Source organism: Bordetella genomosp. 13 (genome assembly GCF_002119665.1).
Taxonomy (GTDB): domain Bacteria; phylum Pseudomonadota; class Gammaproteobacteria; order Burkholderiales; family Burkholderiaceae_B; genus Bordetella.
The window spans coordinates 3,080,752-3,102,276 of sequence record NZ_CP021111.1 but is presented as its reverse complement, the minus strand read 5'-3'; the positions used below and the strand labels follow the sequence as shown (position 1 = coordinate 3,102,276).

The window sequence follows — 21,525 nt, the reverse complement described above, 5'->3', positions numbered from 1 at the left end:
CCATGAGCACGGGCGGACTGGCCGAACTGCGTCGCCTGCTCGTCGAGCGTTACGACACGATCAAGGCGCAGCTCACGCGCCGGCTCGGCAGCGCCGAGTTGGCGGGCGACGCGTTGCACGACGCGTGGTTGCGCCTGGCCGCCAAGGACAGCCTCGAGGAGGTGCGGTATCCGCAAGCCTACCTGGTGAACACCGCCATGCACGCCGCCATCGACCGCATGCGCGGCCAGGCGCACGAACTGAACGAAGGCGAGGTGCAGGCGCTTTTCGACCTGGCCGACCCCGGCGCCGGTCCCGCCGCCGCCGCGCAGGCCAGGCTGGAACTGGCGCGCGTGGTGGATGCCATGGAGTCCTTGCCGCCGCGCCAACGCGATATCCTGTTCTCGATGCGGGTCGAGGGCGCGACGCGCGAAGAGCTGGCCAGGCGCTATGGCATATCGGTGCGCATGGTCGCGCGCGAGCTTCGTACCGCCCATGAGTACTGCGCCAGGCAGATGCGGCGATGACGCGGCACGATCATTCCTTGGAATCCGCGTCCGACGCGGTCTCGGCCGCGCTGGACGCCGAGGCGCGCGCCTGGGTGCGCCTGCTGGCCACGGGCCGTCCCGATTCGGACGACGCGCAGGCTTTCCGCCAATGGCACGCCTGCAGCGCCGCCCATGCACGGGCGTGGACTCGCGCCTGCCGCGAATGGGACGACGTGGGCCAGGTGGCGCACGCCTTCCGGGCACGCCATGGCCATGCGTCCGCCGCGGCCGCATGGCCACCGCGCTCGTCCGGACGCCGCTGGTTTCTGGGCGCCGCGGCATCGGCCGTGGCGGCCTCGGCGGCGGTCGCCGTGGTGCGTCCGCCATTCGGGCTATGGCCCTCGTGGTCCGAACTGGGCGCGGACTACCGCACGGCCACCGGCGAGCAGCGCGACATCGCGCTCGAGGGCGAGGTCAGCCTTGCGTTGAACACGCAGACCAGCGTGGCCGTCGCCAGCCTAGACGGCATGCCCCGCATCGAGCTGATCGCGGGCGAGGCCGCGGTGCGCAATCCCGGCCTGCGGCCGCTGGAAGTGGTGGCGGGACCCGGCCGCATCCGCCTGGCCGATGGCGGCGTCGAGGTACGCCGGCTGGCCGCGGGCGACATGCGCGTGCGCTGCACCGCCGGCGGCGCCCAGCTGTGGCATCCGCTGCGTACGGTGGCGCTGCGCGAGCATGACGAGATCGCGTACGACATGCGGTCGATCGGCACGCCCACGCGCCGGACCGCCGCGGCCGGCTCGGCGTGGCGCCAGGGCATGGTCGTCTTCGAGGACACGCCGCTGTCGGCCGCCGTGCAAGAGATCAACCGCTATCGTCCTGGGCGCGTGGTGCTGCTGGACGACGAACTCGGACGCCGGCGCCTCAGCGGGCGCTTTCGCATCGATGCGCTGGACCAGGCCATCGAGCAGTTGCAGCAGCTGTACGGCGCCCAGGTGCAGCGGGTGGGACAGGTGGTGCTGCTGAGCTGAGGGCCAGGCATTGGCTCGCGGCGTGCGAGGCGCCAACGCGCTGTAAGAAAAACATCACGAAAAAACTGGTTCCCGCCGTCGCGCCGGCGGTCGTCTATAGGGGGAAGCCGCCCGCTTGGCGTCTTTCTACCTAACGCCGCAACCGTCTCGCCAGGGATCTCCAGTCATGATGCGCTCGTCCGTACCGCAGCTCCGCCCGACCACTTCCGCCTCGCCAGCCCGATACGGCGAGAGCGCCGCGCTGCGCCTGACGCCCGTGGCCGCGGCGATGGCGGCGTTGCTGCTGGCCGCCGGCGCGGCCGCGCCGCAGGCCGTCGCGGCGCCCGGCGGCGGCGCGTGGTTCGCGGCGCAGGGCCAGGCCAAGGACCAGGCTGGCCGCTCCGCAGCCGCCATGCATGCCGCGCGCCAGGGCTCGCTGCAGGCGCAGCGCCAGCAGGCGCAGACCCAGCGCAACCTGCAGCGGTCCCTGGACCACGTCAACCGTTCGGCAGCCGCCATCGCCGCGCACCAGGCGGCGCAGCGCGCGGCACGCGACGCGGCAAACGCCGCGCCGTCCGACATCCCTGACGGCCTGGCGCAGGGCGGACTGGAAGCCGATGCGGCCGCGATCTGGCTGAACGCCCAGGCGCCGACCCAGCGCCAGAGCGGCGGGCGAACCGAGGTCACCATCCGGCAGACCGACAGGAAGGCCATCCTGAACTGGAAAACCTTCAACGTCAGCCGCGACACCACCGTGCGCTTCGACCAGAGCGGGGGCAACGACGCCAAGACGGGCAACACCTGGTCGGTGCTGAACCGGATCGACGATCCCAGCGGCAAGCCCAGCCGCATCGCGGGGCAGATCCAGGCCGAGGGCGCCGTCTACCTGGTCAACCGCAACGGCGTGGTCTTCCATGGCGGCAGTCAGGTCAACGTGCGCACGCTGATCGCTTCCAGCCTGAAGCTGACCGACGACCAGTTCATGCGAGGCATCGCCGCGCCGAACATGATCGAACTGCCCGGCGGCACCGGCATCGCTCGGCCCCAGTTCGGCGAGTCCGCCGAGGAACAGCACTTCTATGTCGGCGAAAAGTTCGTTCCCGGTCCCGCGCCGGGCAGCGTGTCGGTCGAGGCGGGCGCCTTGCTGACAGCCCATTCGGCCGGCAAGGTGATGCTGTTCGGCCCCAAGGTGCGCAACGCGGGCGAGATCTCCGCGCCCGACGGCCAGGTGATTCTGGCGGCGGGCGAGAACGTCTTCCTGAAGGCGCCGCGCCCCGAGGATCCCGATGGGGGGCGCGGCCTGGACGTGGCGGTGGCGGCGCCGGCGCCGCGCCTGTACAGCTACTTCCAGCTCACCGACGCCTTCTTCCGCGGCGGCGACCCGAATGCCAAGCTCATCATGGACACCGACGTGCTGCCCGGCATGCGCGCGCGGGCCGCCGAGGTCGGCTACGAGGCCGTCAACACCGGCATGGTGTCGTCCGACCGCGGCAACATCACCATGCAGTCGCTCAACGTGACGCAGGGCGGCGTGCTGCAGGCCACCACGGCGCTGAACAACCGCAACGGCTCCATCGTGCTGCGCGCCTGGGGGCAGGGCACGCATGCGCGCAGCGCCGATCTGGACAAGATGAGCAGTTGGGATTCCGGAACGCTCACCCTGGCCTCGGGCAGCGTCACGCGCATCCTGCCCGATGCCGGGGATACCGGCGAGATCGAGCTGGCCGCCCTGGCCACTCGCTACGAGCCCGGCCGGGTGACGCTGTACGGCAAGGTGGTCGACGTGCGCAGCCAGGCCAACGTATGGGTGCCGGCCGGCAACATCGACGTGCAGTCCGCCGCCAATGCCTTCTACATCCAGGAGAGCGCGTACCGCGACGCCGTCAGCAGCCATGCGCCCGACGGCAATCGCATCTACATCGACGCCGGCGCGTTCCTGGGCGTGGGCGGACTGCGGGACGTCAGCGTGCCCATGGAGCGCAATTTCATCGAGGCGGAGTTCCGCATCAACGAACTGCGCGATTCGCCGCTGCTGCGCGAATCGTGGCTGCGCGGGCAGAAGGTGGTGATCGACCGCCGCGCCGGCGGCACGTTCACCGACGGTCCCATGGCCGGCGTGCAATGGGTCACGGATGCGGACGGCAAACCGGTGCCGGGCGCGTGGGTCGGCACGCGCCTGGGCGACATGAGCGGCTGGGTGGGCGTGGGCGCCACCGACCTGCAGGAGCTGTCCACGCAAGGCGGCAGCATCTCGCTGGTCACCCAGAACGGCGACGTCATCACGCGGGCCGGCTCTTTCATCGACGTCTCGGGCGGCTCGGTGCGCTATGCCGGCGGCTTGAACACGTCGACCGTGCTGCAGGGCGCGGACGGGCGCTATTACCGCATCGGCAGCGCGTCGCCCGACATGGTCTACGTGGGCGTCGCGGGCGAGTATGTGCGCGAGCACGCCCGCTGGAACGTGTCCACGACCTGGAAGAATCCGCTGATCGGCCCGCGCTACGAACCGGGCTATGCCGAGGGGCGCGACGCGGGTTCGCTGGAGATCAAGGCCGGGCGCAACATGGCGCTGGAGGGCGACCTGTGGGGCGGGACCATCGCGGGCGACCAACGCGCCGATTCGGCGGGGCCGGCAGGCGGCAGCCTGGTGGTGGGCGGCAGCGCGGTGTCGGACACCACGTGGTCGCCGGGGCGCGTGTACATCAGCGCGGCGCCGACCCTGCTGCCCGCCGATTTCACGGTCGACTCGCCCGAGAACGGCGCCTGGTTCCGCTACCTGAGCCCCGACGAGACGGGCACCGGCGAAGACGCCAGCATCAAGCAGACGTGGCTGTCCGATTCCGTACTCAGCGGCTCGGGCCTGGGCGAGATCAACCTCTTCATCACCGACCATGCGCACATCGAGGAGGGCGCGCGCGTGGAGCTGGCGCCGGGCGCATCGCTGGTGCTGTCCCGCGTCGAGAACTCGGAGATGGACATCCACGTGGCGGGCACGCTGCGCGCGCCGGGCGGCCGTATCGTTCTGGACAGCGGCGGCGGCGTGGTCACGCTGGCGGGGACCGCGCGATTGGACGTCGCCGGCGAGTGGATCAACGCGCGTCTCGATGGGTCCGGCGCCGTCGCGCCGGCGCTCGACGGCGGGTCGGTGATGATCAACGGCGAGCTGCCTCGCGGCCCGCTGGTGGCCCGCGCGGGCAGCGTCATCGACGTCTCGGGCGGCGGCCTGGTGCGCGGCGGCAGCGCGGGCGCCGGGCTGCAGGCTGGGGACGCCGGCAGCATCGTACTGGGCGGAGTGGACGCGCGAACCGGTCTGGATCAGCTGGACCTGCGCGCGCATGCCGCAGGCTCCGGCGGATCGCTGCAACTGCTGGCGGACGCCGATGTGCAGATAGGCGGCGCGGGCACCGACGAGGGCGCAGATGCCGACACGCTGGTGCTGCCCGCCACGCTCTACGGCGAGCGCGGCTTCCGTTCGGTCGAGGTGCAGGCCGGCCCGCACCGCATCCGGGTGCCGGAAGGCGTCACGGTGCGGCAGCGGCCGGCGTCGATGCTGCTCGAGCCCGCCGCCTACGTCGACGCGCCCACCGGTTCACGCGTGGCCGACATGGGCGCGCCGGCTGCCGCACCGCTGCAGCAAGCCCTGGACCGGGCCCCCGCGCAATTGACCTTCGGAGCGCATCACATCGAGATCGGCGCCGGTGCATCGCTGACCACCGATGCGCGCGGCAGCCTGACCCTGGCGTCCGATGGACTCGGGGGAAGCATAGCCGTGCACGGCACGTTGGAGGCGCCCGCCGGCGTCATCGCTCTGACGGGCGAGACAGTGCGCCTTCATTCCGGCGCGCAGCTGCTGTCGCGGGGCGCGGCCGCCATCTACATGGGCGCGCATGGGCGCCGCACCGGCCAGGTGCTGGGCGGCGGCAAGGTCAGCCTGAGCGGCATGTCGGTCGACGTGCCGGCCGGAGCCCTGATCGATGTGTCGGGCGCCGCGGGCTGGATCGACGCGCCGGCCGGCGGGCTGGGCGGCGGATCGGCGTTGTCTCGACCGCTGCGGCTGGCGAGCGATGCGGGCTCGATCTCGATCTCGGGCACCGGCACGGTCGCGGGGCGCCTGGTAGGGCATGCGGGCGGGCCGGGCGCGGCGGGCGGCACGCTGCAGGTCGACTATGCCGTTTCAGGCGCGGGCGAGCCTGCACTGCTCGATCAGATTCTCGAGATGCTCAGGAGCCTGGACCCCGACTGCTACGGCCTGGCGGGCAATGGCGTCTGCGCCTTCGACGATCCATGGGAGGCCGTCGGAATCGACTGGGCGCCGCTGGTGCGCGACGGTTACGGCGTGCCCGTGGATGATCCGATGATCATCACGCGCGAGTTCCTGGCCCGGCTCGAGGACGTCAGGCGCTTCGCCGTCTCCGAGCGGGTCGAGGGGCCGAAGGGCCTGGTTCCGCCGCTCGATCCCGCCGACTTCGGGCTGACACCGGCGGCGCTGGACATGTTCCGCGACTATCTGCTGTCCACCGACGTCCTGCGCGAGGCGGCCGCGCGGCCGGGACAGAACTATACGCTGGCGCTGCGGCCCTCGGCATTCGCCGATGGCGGCTTCGCCGACCTGGGCCTGAACGGCGGCGACAAGATGCCCATCGAGATCGATCCGGTCAATCTGACGTTGGGCCGCTCGATCTCGCTGAACGGCACGCTCACCTCCACCGGCGCGGGCGAGGTGCTGCTGCGGGCGCCGTATGTGTCGTTGTCGGGCGGCGCGCCGGTCGCGCCCGCCACCGACGGGCTGTCCGGCCGCCTGTCCGTCGAGGCCGCGCTGATCGACGTCGCGGGCGTCCCGTTCGTGAGCGGCGAGGGCGTGCACATCGCGGGCTTTGAGGACACGCTGCTGCAGGCGCAGGACCTGCGGCTGGGCAGCCGGTACGGCGAGATCGTCACGCTGACCGTCGACGGCCGCCTGACGATGCGGGCCGGACAGGTGTATCCCGCCACGGCCGTCCGGGCCGATGTCCGCGCGGGGCAGGCCATCCGCCTGGAGCGCCTGGGAGAGGCGCAGGCGCCGCTGTCGGCCGGCGGCACGCTGCGCCTGGAGGCGCCCGTCATCGAACATGCGGGCGTGCTGCGCGCGCCGGCCGGGCAGATCGTGCTGGCGGCGGGAGAGCGTCTCGGCCTCGAAGCGGGCAGCATCACTTCCGTGTCGAGCGCGTGGACGGTGCCCTACGGCACGCTGAGCAACAACGAATACTGGCTCGATCCGGCGCTGCGGCAGGAGCAGGGCGAGACGCCCAGCGACTACCAGCTCGCCGCGCCGCCCGAGAAGCGCATTCTGTTCGAGTCTCCCGAGGTATCGATGGCGCACGGTTCGCTGGTCGACATCTCGGGCGGGGGCGACCTGCATGCGTGGGAGTTCGTGCCCGGCCCGGGCGGATCGCACGATGTGCTGGCCCAGCCGGGCATGTACGCGGTGCTGCCGGGCTATCGCGGTGTGTCGCCCGTGGTCGGCGCGGCGGCGGGCGCCCAGGTGTGGCTGGCGGGCGGCAGCGGCCTGCAGGCCGGCTGGTACACGCTGCTGCCGGCCCGCTATGCCCTGCTGCCCGGCGCCTACGCCGTGCAATCCACCGGCAGGGCCTGGACCAGTGCGGGGCGGGCGCCGGTGCGCCTGGCCGATGGCGGCGCGATCGCTCAGGGCCGGCTGGGCAATGCCGCGGCGGGCACCCGGGACGCGCTGGACACTGCCTGGCGCGTCATGCCCGGCTCGGTCGTGCGCCGCTACACGGAGTACAACGAAGCGCATGCCAACGTGTTCTTCGCATCCGACGCCTTCAAGCGCTCGCAGTACAGGCTGACCGGCCAGGACGTGGTTACGCCGCGCCTGCCGCGCGACGGCGGCGCGGTGGTCTTCAAGGCGGACCGGCAGCTGGTGCTGGACGGCGGCCTGCAATCGCACGCCGCACCGGGCGGCCGCGGGGGCATGGTGGACATCGCCAGCAGGAAGATCGCCATTGTGGGGCCTGGCCGGGACGAGGCGGCCCTGCGAGCCGACGGATACCTGATCATCGATGCCCGCAGCCTGACGGGCTTCGGCGCGGGCAGCCTGCTGGTGGGCGGCATGCGGCAGGGCGATCCGCTGGGCACGCGCGTCGACGTGACGGCAACGGACATCCTGGTGCGCAACGGCGCCGATTCGGTGTTGAGCGGGCCGGAGATCATCCTCGCCGCATCGGATGAACTGGCCATCGCAGAGGGCAGCCGCATCTCGGTCGCGCAGGGCAGCGCGGCGGGCAGCGATACAGTCATCGTGCAGCCGCAGCGCGCGGCCGTGTACACGGATCCCGACGGCGTCCTGGACGACAACTGGGACGGCGTGATCGACGATTTCGATGCGCAGGACGACGTGCTGACCGAGCCCGCGCGCGACTGGGGCGCGCTGGTGCGCCTGTCCAGCGGCTCGGCCGCGCGCGTGGTGCGTACCGGCGTCGACACCGGCGTGGGCGGCCGCGTCAGCATCGGGGCCGATGTCCGTCTGGATGGCGGCGCCGCGCTGTTGATCGACGCCACGCGCACCACCGACCTGGCCGCATCGGCCCGACTGGCCGGAGATGACCTGTCGGTGGCGTCGGGCCGCATCGGCTTCGGCGGTCCGGAGGGCGGCATGGTGCTGGACCAGAACGCGCTCGCCCAACTGGCCCGCTCGCGGCAGCTGACGCTGCGCAGCTACTCCACGTTCGATTTCCACGAGTCGGTGGACCTGTCCGGTGCGGGCCTGCAATCGGTCGTCCTGGACGGCGCACAGCTGGTGGGCCATGGCGCACATGACGTGCGCGTGGCTGGCGGCACGATCACGCTGCAGAACCTTACCGGTACGGCCGGCGGCGCGGCGACGGCCGGCGGCGGCACATTGACCCTGGAGGCCGACCGGCTGGTGCTGGCCGCGGGCGAGAAATCCGCATCAGGGCTGGGCGCCGTGGTCCTGGCGGGCAAGAGCGAGATCGTCGTGGAGGGCGGGGGCACATTCGATGCGGGCGACAGCGCGCTGACGCTGCGCACGCCCATGCTTACCGCCTCCGGCGCGGCCAACCATACCGTGCGCACGCGGGGGGCGCTGCAAGCGCTGTCGGAGCCGGGTGCAGCGGCCGGCGCCGGGCGCAACAGCCTGGGTGCCAGTCTGGCGCTGTCCGGCGGCGAGGTGATGTTCGCCGGACGCGCCGGGCTGCAGGGCGGCGTGCTGGCCTTGACGGCCACGCGCGGCGACCTGGTGGTGGCCGACGGTGCGCACATCGCCGTGGGCGGCTCCGCCCGCGCCATCTACGACCAGACGGAGTATGCCGACGCGGGGCGTGTGGAGCTGACCGCCCTGGCCGGCGACGTGCGGCTGCAGCCCGGCAGCCTGCTCGACCTGGCCGCCCATCCGGACGGCGGCAATGCCGGACGGCTGGCCATCGTGGCCGAGGGCGGCGGCACGGTCGCGCTGGACGGTGCCATCCACGCATTGGCGGGCCGGGGCGGGCTGGCCGGCGCCTTCTCGCTGGACATCGACGCGCTGCCGGACTTCGGCGGCCTGGCCACGCGGCTGAACGAGGCCGGCTTCGCTCGAGCGCGTCACTTCCGCGTGCGCGAAGGCGACGTCGTGATCGACGGCCTTACCCGGGCGCAGGATTTCGTGCTGACGGCCGATCGCGGCGCCGTGCTCGTGCGCGGTTCCGTGGATGCCCGTGCCCCGTATGGCGGCTCGATCCGGGTGACGGGCGGCGACGGCGTGGCCACGGACGCGGCTGCCCGCCTGCTGGCCGGCAGCACCGGGGAACTGGGCAGCGGCCGGGTGACGCTGGAGGCGGCCGGCGGCTGGCTGGACGCGGGCGCCGGCCTGATCGACGTGGCGGGCGGCGAGGGCGGCGTAGTGCGCCTGCGCGCGCCGCGTACGGCGGACAATCACGACCTGTCGGCGCGACCGGTGGGCGTGCGGGTGGACGGCGCGCGGCTGGCCGTGCTCGAGGGCATGCGGGTCTACCTGAGCGACACGGTGGAAGCGGTGAGGAACCCGGCCGTCTCCGACGCGCTGGACTTCGCGGACCATGCGTCGGCCATCGCGGCACGGGTAGGCGGCGGCCTGGCCATCATGCCGGGCATCGAGATCCGCAGCGACGACGACCTGTCGATGCGCTCGGACTGGAACCTGTACGCCGACCTGGGCGCCGCGCGAGCCGGCAGCCTGACCTTGCGCGCCGCGGGCAACCTCAACCTGACCGGCCACCTCAGCGACGGCTTCGATATCGCGGGCCGGGAAGGTTCTCTGCAGACCGGCGATTCGTGGAGCCTGCGTCTGGTCGCGGGCGCCGACCTGGCGTCGGCCGACGTACTGGCGCTGCGGCCCATGGCGTTGCTGGATGCGGGGCAGGGCGCCATCACGCTGGGCACGGTGGACAGCAGCGACGATGCGGCCGATGGCGTGGGCAACCTGGTGCGCACCGGTACCGGCGACCTGATCGTGCGGGCCGGCCGCGACCTGCGCCTGGTTCACAAGGACTCGGCCATCTACACGGCCGGGCGCCGCGACACCACCACCTGGAGCGATTTCACCACCGCGGCGCCCGATGCCGTCTATGGCGTGCACGGCGGTCACGTGGACGTCATCGCTCAGGGCAACGTAGAGGCCAGGCATTCCGGCCAGCGCTTCGTCGAATGGTTGAAGCGGCAGGGCAATATCAACGAAGAGGGCTACTTCGGTCCTTTCCTCGCGGGCCGCAACCAGTTCATCGACGAGCCCCCGTACGTGCTGCCGCTATACGAGGATCCGCAGCAGTCGAGCTGGTGGATCGACTTCGGCGGTTTTCGCCAGGGCGTGGGCGCGCTGGGTGGCGGCAACGTGTCGCTGGCCGCGGGCGGCGACCTGGACAACCTGGTCGTGGCGCTGGCCACCAACATGCGCATGCGCGGCGGCCGCACGGCGACCGAGACCATGCGGATGGAGCTGCGCAACGGTGGCGCCATGACGGTGGACGCGGGCGGGGCCATACGCGGCGGCCAGTATTACGTGGCGCGCGGCGCCGGCCGCATCGACGCGGGCGAGACGGCCATCGGGCATCGCGTGGTGATCACCCACGAAGTCAACATGACGAGGCGCGAGTACGACATCGCGCCGGTGCTGGCGCTGGGCGATGCCGAGCTGACCCTGCGCACCTCGGGCGACTTGCGTCTGCAGGCCATCATCGACCCGCTGCTGGTGCGCCCGACTTACGATGGCACGGGCACGCCGCCCGAGCCCGACGAGCTGGGACCGTACGGCGCCTACATGAGCGGCTATACCGACCGCACCTCGCTGCGGCTGGTGTCCACCGGCGGCGACGTCACGCTGGTCAACCAGGCCGATTTCGTCTTCCGCGACGTGACGATATACAACTACACCACCCCCACGGATGACCTGGTGGGGGCGGGTGGCAACCTCTATCCCGCGCTGTCGCGGGTCGTGGCCCTGGACGGCGCGCTGGCGGTGCAGGGGCCGATGTACGTCATGCCGGCAGCGCGGCAGGACCTCGGCCTGCTGGCGCAGCAGGACCTGCGTTTCGAGAACATCGACGTCGAGGCGATGCAGCAGTTCCTGTTCCACCAGCGCATGCCGATGGCAGAGGTGATCCTGTCGGCGGCCACGCCGGCCATGTTGCCCTCGCCCTACCGGCCAGCCGCCAGCTGGGGGGCGGCCGATATCGAGTTGCGCAACGCGCCCAACGGCGCGCACCATACCGACCCGAGGCTGGTGGGACGCACCAATCCGTCGGAACTGCCGCAAGCTGCCGACTTCGAGCCCAGCCGCATCTATTCCGCGCAAGGTTCGATCACCGGACTGAACCTGGACGCGTCCGAGCAGACCTGGGTGCGCGCCGGCCGCGATATCCGCAGCTTCAACGTCCAGGCTCGCAACGTGCGCGCCAGCGACGTGACGCTGCTGGAGGCGGGCAACGATATCGTCGCCCTGCAGCCCGTCTATGGCTTCCTGGTGCCCAATGGCCTGCGCGCGCTGGGGCCCGGCCTGGTTTTGCTCTCGGCGGGACGCGACGTCTACGCCGGCGACCTGGAAATCCAGACGCTGGGCAACCAGTACTACGACGGAAACAACCGCCCGCTGCCCAACACCCAGGTGCTGGGCCTGCCGCAGCAGGGCGCCGCCATCACGGTGATGGCGGGCATGAACCAGCCGGCGGCCTACGACGCGTTCGCGCAAGCCTATCTGGATCCGGCGTACGTGTCGGCCATGCCGGATCACCTGAAGGATTCCTCGTCGGGGGCTTTGCTGCCCATCTATCTGACCGACGCGGTGGAAAGCCGCGCGGGCGGGCTGGAGAAGACCGTGCGCCGCGGCCTGGTCTCCTACGTGGCCGCGATGACCGGCGAGACGCTCGAGCCCCTGGCTGCCTGGCAGCGCTTCGGCGAACTGCCGGCGTTGGCGCGGCAGCAGTTCCTGCGCCAGGTCTTCCTGCACGAACTGCGCGATGCCGGCCGCGACCAGAACCACCCCGGCGCGGATGGGCTGCCGCGCAACGGCGGCTACAACCGCGGCCATGTGGCCATCGATGCGCTGTTCCCGGGCGACCAATGGCGCGGCGACGTGGCGGCCAACAGCCTGTCGCTGCGCACGCAGGCGGGCGGCGACATCCAGGTTCTGACGCCCGGAGGCGGTGTGCAGGTGGCCGCGCTGGGCGCCACCATCGCGCCAGGCGCGGGGCTGGTGACGCTGGCCTCGGGGCACATCAACATCTACGCGCACGAGGACGTCACGGTGAACCGTTCGCGCATCCTGTCCTTCGTGCCCGAGACCACGCGCCAGGGCAGCGACCAGATCATCTGGTCCACGCGCGGCGACATCGACGCGGGACGCGGGGCGAAGACCGTGCGCGTGCCGTCGGCGCCGGACATCGTCACCGACGACGACGGCAACACGCGCATCCTCGAGCGTTCGGACATGAGCGGTAGCGGCATCGGCACGGTGGGCGAGGGCGACGTGGACCTGGTGGCGCCGGAAGGCACGATCAACTTCGGCGATGCCGGGGTGCGGGTCGCCGGCAATTTCAACGTGGCGGCGCTGCATGTGCTGAATGCCGCGAACCTGCAGGTGCAGGGCGAGACCACTGGCATGCCGGAGATGGTGAGCGTGAACGTCGGCGCGCTGACGGCAGCCAGCTCGGCCAGCACCGCGGCGGCGTCGACCGCGCAGGACCTGCTGGCGCGCCAGCGCGGCGAGGCCCGCCGCAATCTGCCTTCGGTCATCAGCGTGCAGATCCTGGGCTTTGGCGCGGAGCCCTCCGGATCGCGAGCGGTGGTTCCCGCGGCAGGAGCGAGCGGGCCCGCAGATCGCGCCGATCCCCTGGCATACCGCACCGAGAGCCCGGTGCAGGTGGTGGGCGACGGCGCATTGAGCGCGGCGCAACTGGCGCGGCTGACGCCGCAGGAGCGGCGCCGCTTCGGGCTGTAGGCCCAGTCCGGCAGGGCGGCCTTGGGCGCCGCCCGCCACCTCATACGATAGGCAGGCTGGCCACTTCCTTGCCGCGGTCGTACAGATGCAGCGACAGCCCGCCGTCGCGCATCTCGAACAGCGCGGTGGCCAGCGTGTTCTCCCCGTCCGGGTCGTTGGCCGAGTGCCGCAGCACGGGGGCGTCGCCCTCGGTATCCTGCAGCGCCGCCAGGATCTGCTGCGCGCCGCTGTCCGCGTCCCATTGGTCCATCAGGTTCTCGACGCGCCGCTGGCGCGCGCGCGATGAGTCGGTGACCGCCTGGCGCATGGTCGCCGCGCCGGAGTGCACCAGGTGGTTGGTATGCGCGGCCCCGCGCTCGATGGACGCCACCGAGCACAGCCCCGGGGCGCTTTCCACGCCGAGCAGGCGCGGATCGTTCGCGGCGCCCAGCAGGTGATGGAGGCCGCCGGCGCGCGGATGCGTCTGCAGCATCTGCACGGCGTCGTCCAGCGTTTCGCAGTCGAGCACGGCGCGCGCCAGGAACAGCCGCGGCACGCCGGGCCGGCGCGAGCGCATGCGCACGCTGTCGATGGCCTGCACCAGCCCGGCATGATTGGCGCCGAAGGCATGGCCCGGCAGCGAGCCGGGATAGGCGAAGGCCACATACCCAGGGGCATCGCCGGGTCGCACGTCCACCATCGCGCACTTGCCGTGCAGATAGGCATCCCCGTCTTCGTTGTGCCCGATCCAGCGGACGCCGTCGCGGCCGCGCCAGGCGATGGACGTGCAACCATCCGCGGCGGGATGCAGCAGGTCGCCCCTGCATTGCCACAACAGCAGGTCCGTGGGCGCCATGCGCAGGCCCTCGGCCATGCCCTCGAACTCTTGCCAGATTGCGGGCAGCGCGCTTTGGGCGCGCCCGGCGAGCTCGTCCAGATAGGCATGGCCGCACCATGGGCGCAACGCGGCCCACAACGGACTTTGGTCCAGGTACGGCTCCAGCCGACCGCGGCCGAGCTTGCCGAGCTCGATGCCGACGCGCCGCCGCGTACCGGAAATGCTCACGGGTTTGGGCCACATGGCAGCCTCCAGATTCGCTTGATTGTAGGTGTGGGGCGCGCAGTCGCAAGCGGCCCTTCTGGCGACAAAAATTTACGGCCATGGCGTAGGCGGGGACACATTGCTAAGATGCCCCCAGCCGTGCCGCCCGCGATCCCTGGACGGCGCGCCGCGGGCCTCTACCAAAAACAGGCGGCCGGCCACGTTGCGCGCGGGTATCCAACCAGGATCCAGAACGAGAGGAGCAACTTCATGATCAAAGCCAAATTCGCCGCCGTCCTGGCCGGCATGTCCATGGCCCTGTGCGCTCTGGCGCCATCCGCCTCGGCCCAGAACCGCGAACTCATCGTCGCCACCGACACCGCCTTCGTCCCCTTCGAATTCAAGCAGGGCAATACCTACACCGGCTTCGACGTCGAGCTGTGGGCGGCCATCGCCAAAGAACTGAACCTGAAGTACCGGCTGCAGCCGATGGACTTCAACGGCATCATCCCGGGCCTGCAGACCCGGAACATCGACGTGGCGCTTGCCGGCATCACGATCCGCGACGACCGCAAGAAGGTCGTGGACTTCTCCGATCCCTATTACGAAAGCGGCCTGGCCATCCTGGTCAACACCAAAAGCGACGTCAAGCAGGCAAAAGACCTGGCCGGAAAGACGGTGGCCGTAAAGACGGGTACCGCCACGGTGGACTTCATGCGGGACCAGGTGCCGGACGCCAAGCTCAAGCTATTTCCCAATATCGACAACGCCTATCTCGAACTGGCCACGGGCCGCGTCGATGCCGCCGTGCACGACACGCCCAACGTGCAGTACTACGCCAACACGGCCGGCAAGGGCCGCGTGAAGGTGGCCGGGTCGGTCAAGAGCGGCGATTTCTACGGCATCGCCTTCCCCAAGGGCAGCGAGCTCGTGCCCCAGGTGAACAAGGCGCTGGCCACGCTGAAGTCCAACGGCCAGTACGACGCGCTCTACACCAAGTGGTTCGGCCAGAAGCCCTGAACCGGCTTCCCACGTTTTAGGGAGCGACCGTGGAATTCGACTGGTCCGTAATCTGGGGGGCGCTGCCGAGTCTGCTCGATGGCACACTGATGACCATCAAGATCACCGTATGGGGTCTCGTGGGCGGCTTCCTGCTGGGCGTGCTGGCGGGCGTGGCGAAGACGTATGGCCGCGCCGGCGTGCCCGACGCGGCGCTGCGGTACGGCCGGCGCGTGACGGCGCTGCCCTGGGTACTGATCGCGGCGCTGGCGGCGTACTTCATCTGGATCTACGGCGCCGCGCCGTTGGTGCAGCTGGTGTACTGGGCGGTCGTGCTGGCGGTGGCGGCCGCGATGCTCGCGCCGGCGCTGCGGGCGGCCGGCCCCGCCGTGCTGGCCGCGCCGTTCGCAATGCTGGCCAGCGACGTGGCAAGCCTGTATGTGGCCGTCATGCGCGGCACGCCCATCGTGGTGCAGGTGATGTTCATCTACTTCGCGCTGCCCGTGCTGGCCGACATACGGGTCGAGGCCGAGCCCGCGGCCATCGCCACGCTGATCATCAATTCGGGCGCCTACATCGCCGAGATCGTGCGCGGCGCGCTGCAATCGGTGCACAAGGGCCTGCGCGAGGCGGGCCAGGCCATGGGGCTGCCGTTCCACAAGATCCTGCTGCACATCATCGGGCCCGTGGCGTTCCGCCGCATGATTCCGCCGCTGGGCAACCAGTGCATCATCAGCCTGAAGGACTCGTCGCTGTTCATCGTGATCGGCGTGGCCGAACTCACCCGGCAGGGCCAGGAAATCATGGCAAGCAACTTCCGCGCGCTGGAGATCTGGACGGCCGTGGCCATCATCTATCTCGTGCTCACCGGCCTCATTGCCCTGGGGCTGCGGCTGCTGGAGAAACGGATGCGCATACTGTGACCCGTACTCGGGAAAGCGGCGTGCAGCGACAGGAGACAACTCAATGAGCATGGTCGAATTCCGCGACGTCATCAAACGCTTCGGCACGTCCACGGTGCTCGACGGCATCACGCTGGACATCGAGGCGGGCGAGGTCGTGGTGGTGGTGGGACCGTCGGGCTCGGGCAAGTCCACGTTCCTGCGCTGCATCAACGTGCTGGAGACCATCCAGGAAGGCGATCTGCTGGTGGATGGCCTCAGCGTGCGCGGCTCGGCAGGGCAGGTGCGCGAGATCCGCCGCGAGGCGGGCATGGTGTTCCAGCAGTTCAACTTGTTCCCGCAGATGACCGCGCTGCAGAACGTGATGTTCGGTCCGGTCCACACGCGCGGCACGTCCCGCGCCCAGGCCCGCGAGATCGCCCGGGAACTGCTGGACAAGGTGGGGCTGGCCGAACGCATGGACCACTATCCCTCGGAGCTGTCGGGCGGGCAACAGCAGCGCGTGGCCATCGCCCGGGCGCTGGCCATCCGTCCCAAGCTGATGCTGTTCGACGAACCCACGTCGGCGCTCGATCCCGAACTGCGCCACGAGGTGCTGAAGGTGATGCGCGACCTGGCCGAATATGGCATGACCATGATCGTGGTCACGCACGAGATGGAGTTCGCGCGCAAGGTGGGCAGCCGGCTGTTGTTCATCGACGGCGGCAAGATCGCCCACGACGGACCGCCCGCCGAACTGCTGGCCAATCCGCCCAGCCAGCGGCTGAGGGATTTTCTGCAGCACGTGGCCTGAGCAGCGGATAGGCCCCGGAGTGTGGGCCGGCGATCGGGCGAATCAGCCCTTCACGCGTACGATTTTCTGCACCTGCGGCACGTGGCGGATGGCGCGGATGACCTGTGCCAGGTGCTTGCGGCTGTCCACCTGCACGGTCAGATGCAGCGACACCGTGGATACGGCATCGTCGTGCATGGTGACGTGCACGATGTTGGCATCGGCGGCGGTCACTTCTGCCGCCAGCCTGCCCAGCACGCCGCGTTCGTTGCGCGTGACGATGTCCAGGCGGGTCGGCAGGTGCTTGGCGGTGTGGGCGTCCCAGGCCACCGGCACCCAGCGCTCGGGTTCGCGCGCCTGCGCGCGCGTGGCGATGGGACAGTCGGTGGTGTGCACGACCACGCCCTGGCCCAGCCGCATGCCGGCGATGATGGCGTCGCCGGGCAGCGGGCCGCAGCACGGCGCCAATTGCACGGCCTGGCCCTCGTTGCCCTGGATGAGGATGGGGGCGGCGCGCGCCGAGGTGATCTCATCGACCGCCGCGGCCGTGGTGGCCACCAGCGGATTGTCGGGCGCGAAGCGACGCGCCACCACGGCCGCCAGGCGCTTGCCCAGGCCGATGTCGGCCAGGATCTCGTCGCGGGAGCTGGCGCCCGTGCTGCGCGCCAGCTTCTCCCATTGCGGGTCGTCCGCGGACGGCAAGGTCAGGTGCAGCGACTGGAAGGCCTGCGTCAGCAGGCGCTCGCCGAAGGCGACCGACTCTTCGTACTTGACCGTGCGGAGGTAGTGGCGGATTTCGGACCGGGCGCGGCCGGTGCGCACGTAATTGAGCCACTGTGCGTTGGGACGCGACGCCGGCGAGGTGATGATCTCGATGGTGTCGCCGCTTTCGAGTTCGGTGCGCAGCGGCACGAACTCGCTGTTGATCTTGGCCGCCACCGCCTGGTTGCCGATGTCGGTGTGGATGGCGTAGGCGAAGTCCACCGGCGTGGCGCCGCGCGGCAGTGAGATGATCTTGCCGCGCGGGGTGAACACGTACACCGCGTCGGGGAACAGGTCGACCTTGACGTGCTCGAGGAATTCGCCCGAATCGCCGGTCTGGCTTTGTATGTCGAGCAGCGACTGCAGCCATTGGTGCGTGCGCTTCTGCAGGTCGTTCAGGCTGAGGTCGTCTTCCTTGTACAACCAGTGCGAGGCCACGCCTTCCTCGGCGATGTGGTGCATGTCGCGCGTGCGGAACTGGAACTCGACCGGCGTGCCGTAGGGGCCCACCAGCGTGGTGTGCAGGGACTGGTAGCCATTGACCTTGGGAATGGCGATGTAGTCCTTGAACTTGCCCGGCACGGGGCGGTAGAGCTGGTGCAGCGTGCCCAGCGCCAGATAGCATTCGGGCAGCGTGTGCACGATGACGCGAAACCCGTAGATGTCCAGCACTTCGGAGAAGGACTTTTTCTTCTCCTGCATCTTGCGGTAGATGCCGTACAGCGTCTTCTCGCGTCCGCTGACCTCGGCCTCGATGCCGGCGGCGGGCAGGGCGGCGCGCACGGCGTCCTCGATCTTGCCGATGACCTCGCGCCGATTGCCGCGCGCAGCCAGCACGGCGCGGTACAGCACCTGGTAGCGGTTGGGGTACATGGCCGCGAAACACAGGTCCTGCAGTTCGCGGAACAGCAGGTTCAGGCCCAGTCGATGCGCGATGGGCGCGTAGATGTCGAGCGTTTCGCGCGCGATGCGGCGGCGCTTCTCGCCGCTGACCGCGTCCAGCGTGCGCATGTTGTGCAGGCGGTCGGCCAGCTTGATGAGGATGACGCGTACGTCGCGCGCCATGGCCAGCAGCATCTTGCGAAAGCTTTCGGCCTGCTGCTCGGCCTTGGTGGCGAAGTCGAGCCTGTCCAGCTTGGACAGGCCGTCGACCAGTTCGGCCACTTCAGGACCGAACTTCTCGGCAAGCTCGTGCTTGGCAATGCCCTGGTCTTCGATGACGTCGTGCAGCAGGGCGGCAGACAGCGCATTGGCGTCGAGCTTCCAGCCGGCACAGATCTCGGTGACCGCGATGGGATGGGAAATGTAGGGCGACCCGCTGGCGCGGAACTGGCCCAGGTGGGCCTGGTCGGCGAAGCGGTAGGCTTCGCGCACCCGCTCGACCTCTTTGGGGTCGAGGTAGCTGGCGATGATCTCGGTGAGCGGCGCCAGCGAGGCGACCGGCGAGACGGCGGGTTCTTCGGCCGGCGCCTCGGCATGGGCGCCCGCGGCGGCATTCTTGCGGCCCGATCGGCGGCCCAGCCGCGATCCGGCGCGAAGCGCGGCCAGCAGCCCAGACGATGCGTATCTCAGTCCGGGAAATGCCATGCCGCGCCTCGAGTCCCGATCAGGTCGGGACTTTACGCAGCATCTCCAGGCCGGTCAGGCCAGAGGCGATTTCGCGCAGGGCCGTGACCGTCGGCTTGTCCTTGGTGTCCAGACGCGGGGCGTGGCCCTGCGCCAGTTCGCGCGCACGGTACGTAGCGGCCAGCGTGAGCTTGAAGCGGTTGGGGATCTGGTTCAGACAATCTTCGACGGTGATACGGGCCATGGACGTTACCTGGATGAATGCTGGGGGAAGGGATGACTGCGAGCGGAGGAGAGGACTAATGCGCCGCGGGGATGCCCAACTGGGCGAACAACTGGGCATTGCGCGACGCCTGGGACGCAAAACGCAGCCGCGCTGCGCTGACGATCTGGCCCAGTTCGGCTAATGCCACGCTAAATTCTTGATTAATAATAACATATTCGCATTCCGGCGCATGCGCGATCTCGCCGCCGGCCGCCAGCAGCCGGCGCGCGATCACAGCGTCCTCGTCCTGGCCGCGCGCCTTAAGCCGACTGGCCAGTTCCTCGATGGAGGGCGGCAGGATGAAAATGCCGATTGCCTGCGCAAAGCGCTGCTTCACCTGCCGCGCGCCCTGCCAGTCGATTTCGAGCAGGACGTCGTGGCCGGCGCGTGTGGCGGCGTCGATGCGATCGCGCGGCGTGCCATAGAAGTTGCCGTGGACCTCGGCCCACTCGAGCAGTTCGTCATTCTGGCGCATTTGCGCGAATGCTTCGTTTGTGACGAAACGGTACTCGCGGCCGTCGACTTCGCCGGGCCGCGGCGCGCGCGTCGTGCACGAAATCGACAGCACGATCGACGGATCCCGGTCCAGCAAGGCGCGAACCAGGCTGGATTTGCCGGCGCCGCTGGGCGCGACGACCATGAAGACGTTTCCGGGCGTATGAGTCATGAGTTTGCAACACGGACAGCGAGACACGAAGAATAGCAAATCGGCAGGCCGTGTTGCGGATTGTCCGTCGGTCTTGCGCCATTGCTCTGTTAGCATCCTCCGGTTCCTTGCCGCAGAATAAGGAGATGGCATGCAGACGAACGAGCAACCGGCCAAGGTCGCGCTGGTTACGGGTGCAGGTACCGGCATCGGGCGCGCCGTGGCGCTCGAATTTCTGGCGCGCGGCTACCGCGTCGTGCTGGCAGGGCGTCGCCGCGAACCGCTCGAGCACACGCGGATCGCCGCCGGCGAGGACAGCGCCCGCGCGCTGGTGGTGCCCACCGACGTCACGCGCGAAGCCTCGGTTCGAGAGCTCTTCGACGAGACGCAGCGCTCGTACGGCCGGCTGGACGTCCTGTTCAACAATGCGGGGCGGGGCGCGCCGGCGGTGCCGATCGAGGAACTGCCCATCGAGACCTGGCGCGAAGTCGTGGACACCAACCTGACCGGCATGTTCCTGTGCGCCCAGGCCGCCATCCGCCTGATGAAGGCGCAGAACCCGCGCGGCGGGCGCATCATCAACAACGGCTCGATCTCGGCGCATGCGCCGCGGCCGTACTCCATCGCTTATACGGCCACCAAGCACGCGGTCACGGGCCTCACCAAATCCATCTCGCTGGACTGCCGCAAGGACGACATCGCGTGCGGCCAGATCGATATCGGCAATGCCGCCACCGACATGACCGAGCGCATGGCAGCGGGCATTCTGCAGGCCGACGGCAGCACGCGGGTCGAGCCGCGCATGGACGTGGGTCACGTGGGACGGGCCGTCGCCGACATGGCGGCGCTGCCGCTGGACACGAACGTGCAGTTCATGACCATCATGGCCACGACCATGCCGTTCGTCGGGCGCGGCTGAGATCCGCGCCGTCCGCGTCGGGGTCAGGGATTCCCGGCGCGGGCCACCAGCGTCTCGCTGCCCTTCAGGTAGCGGCGCGCGCCCGCATAGGTGCGCTTCCAATAGTGGTTGTCCAGGCGGTCGACACGTACCGATTCGCCGCGGCTGGGCGCATGCACGAACTCGCCGCGGCCCACATACAGGCCGACGTGCGAGATACCGCCGCGGCGTCCGCGCGTGGTGAAGAACACCAGGTCGCCGGGCTGCAGCTGGTCGCGCGCGACCGTCTTGCCGGTCTTGCGTTGCGCGCGGGCGGTGCGAGGCAGTTCCATGCCGGCGGTTTCGCGATAGACGAACAGCACCAGGCCGCTGCAGTCGAAGCCGTCGTCGGGATCGTCGCCGCCCCAGGTGTAGGGCGTGCCGATGGCGTCCAGGCCGGCGCGTACGACCATGTCACGCAACGTGGGAACAGTGGCTTCGCCGATGAGGCGCAAGCCGTCGAGGCTCGCGCGTGCGGGAGTGGACGACAGGGTGGCTTGCGCGGGGGCGGCGATGAGGCTGAGCGCGAGAGCCGAGGCGGCGAGTACGGAAGAGGAGATCAGTATCGTGATTGGTTTTTTTCGCTGGGGCGGGGTCATGGACGTCGTGAATAAGGCGCGGATGACAGAGGCTAGCCAGAGGAAGCCGGCGAAAAAGAGCGAGATGACGGCGGCACGGGACCGAGGCGTCGGAAAATTTGCGACGATTATAGTG

At 70.0% G+C, this 21,525-nt stretch carries 12 protein-coding genes; 7 read left to right on the top strand and 5 right to left on the bottom strand.

Going from position 1 to position 21,525, the window contains the following annotated elements:
• Positions 1–2 precede the first annotated feature (2 nt).
• From CAL15_RS13885 to CAL15_RS13875, 3 genes are all read left to right on the top strand, one after another.
• On the top strand, positions 3–506 hold the full coding sequence (locus CAL15_RS13885; RefSeq protein ID WP_086079141.1) for an RNA polymerase sigma factor: 504 nt from the start codon (positions 3–5) through the stop codon (positions 504–506).
• A 17-nt stretch (positions 507–523) separates the two neighbouring features.
• Complete coding sequence (locus CAL15_RS13880) at positions 524–1,498, top strand: FecR family protein (RefSeq protein WP_232467968.1); 975 nt, start codon at positions 524–526, stop codon at positions 1,496–1,498.
• A gap of 166 nt (positions 1,499–1,664) precedes the next feature.
• Positions 1,665–12,941, top strand: a complete 11,277-nt coding sequence (locus tag CAL15_RS13875; protein ID WP_086079139.1) for a filamentous haemagglutinin family protein — start codon at positions 1,665–1,667, stop codon at positions 12,939–12,941.
• 40 nt (positions 12,942–12,981) lie between these two features.
• Here CAL15_RS13875 and CAL15_RS13870 read toward each other — a convergent pair whose 3' ends face one another.
• Positions 12,982–14,001 (bottom strand): C45 family autoproteolytic acyltransferase/hydolase, encoded by a 1,020-nt coding sequence (locus CAL15_RS13870; protein ID WP_086079138.1) that lies wholly within the window; start codon positions 13,999–14,001, stop codon positions 12,982–12,984.
• A gap of 231 nt (positions 14,002–14,232) precedes the next feature.
• Here CAL15_RS13870 and glnH point away from each other — a divergent pair, with 231 nt between their 5' ends.
• The 3 genes from glnH to glnQ all read left to right on the top strand — a co-directional run bounded on the left by glnH (position 14,233) and on the right by glnQ (position 16,656).
• A complete protein-coding gene (gene glnH, locus CAL15_RS13865) occupies positions 14,233–14,982 on the top strand; it encodes a glutamine ABC transporter substrate-binding protein GlnH (protein ID WP_086079137.1) in 750 nt (249 codons plus the stop codon).
• Between the two features lie 332 nt (positions 14,983–15,314).
• Entirely contained in the window at positions 15,315–15,884 is a 570-nt protein-coding gene (locus CAL15_RS13860) for an ABC transporter permease subunit (protein WP_232468233.1), read from the top strand.
• Positions 15,885–15,927: 43 nt separating this feature from the next.
• A complete protein-coding gene (glnQ, locus tag CAL15_RS13855; RefSeq protein WP_086079135.1) occupies positions 15,928–16,656 on the top strand; it encodes a glutamine ABC transporter ATP-binding protein GlnQ in 729 nt (242 codons plus the stop codon).
• Positions 16,657–16,698: 42 nt separating this feature from the next.
• Here glnQ and CAL15_RS13850 read toward each other — a convergent pair whose 3' ends face one another.
• Genes CAL15_RS13850 through gmk form a run of 3 tightly spaced genes read right to left on the bottom strand, consistent with a single transcriptional unit; the run spans position 16,699 to position 19,895 of the window.
• A complete protein-coding gene (locus CAL15_RS13850; protein ID WP_086079134.1) occupies positions 16,699–18,984 on the bottom strand; it encodes a RelA/SpoT family protein in 2,286 nt (761 codons plus the stop codon).
• Positions 18,985–19,003: 19 nt separating this feature from the next.
• Positions 19,004–19,207 carry a DNA-directed RNA polymerase subunit omega gene (gene rpoZ / locus CAL15_RS13845; protein ID WP_025516363.1) on the bottom strand — a complete coding sequence of 68 codons (204 nt, stop codon included), beginning with the start codon at positions 19,205–19,207 and terminating at the stop codon, positions 19,004–19,006.
• 55 nt (positions 19,208–19,262) lie between these two features.
• Positions 19,263–19,895: a guanylate kinase gene (gene gmk, locus CAL15_RS13840; protein ID WP_086079133.1), complete on the bottom strand. Its 633-nt coding sequence runs from the start codon at positions 19,893–19,895 to the stop codon at positions 19,263–19,265.
• Positions 19,896–20,025: 130 nt separating this feature from the next.
• On the opposite strand from gmk, the gene CAL15_RS13835 reads away from it, so the two are divergent.
• Positions 20,026–20,793 (top strand): SDR family oxidoreductase, encoded by a 768-nt coding sequence (locus CAL15_RS13835; RefSeq protein ID WP_086079132.1) that lies wholly within the window; start codon positions 20,026–20,028, stop codon positions 20,791–20,793.
• A gap of 23 nt (positions 20,794–20,816) precedes the next feature.
• Here the strand turns inward: CAL15_RS13835 and CAL15_RS13830 are convergent, their stop codons facing one another.
• Positions 20,817–21,410, bottom strand: coding sequence for a C40 family peptidase (locus CAL15_RS13830; RefSeq protein ID WP_086079131.1), 594 nt, complete (start codon positions 21,408–21,410; stop codon positions 20,817–20,819).
• Positions 21,411–21,525 lie beyond the last annotated feature (115 nt).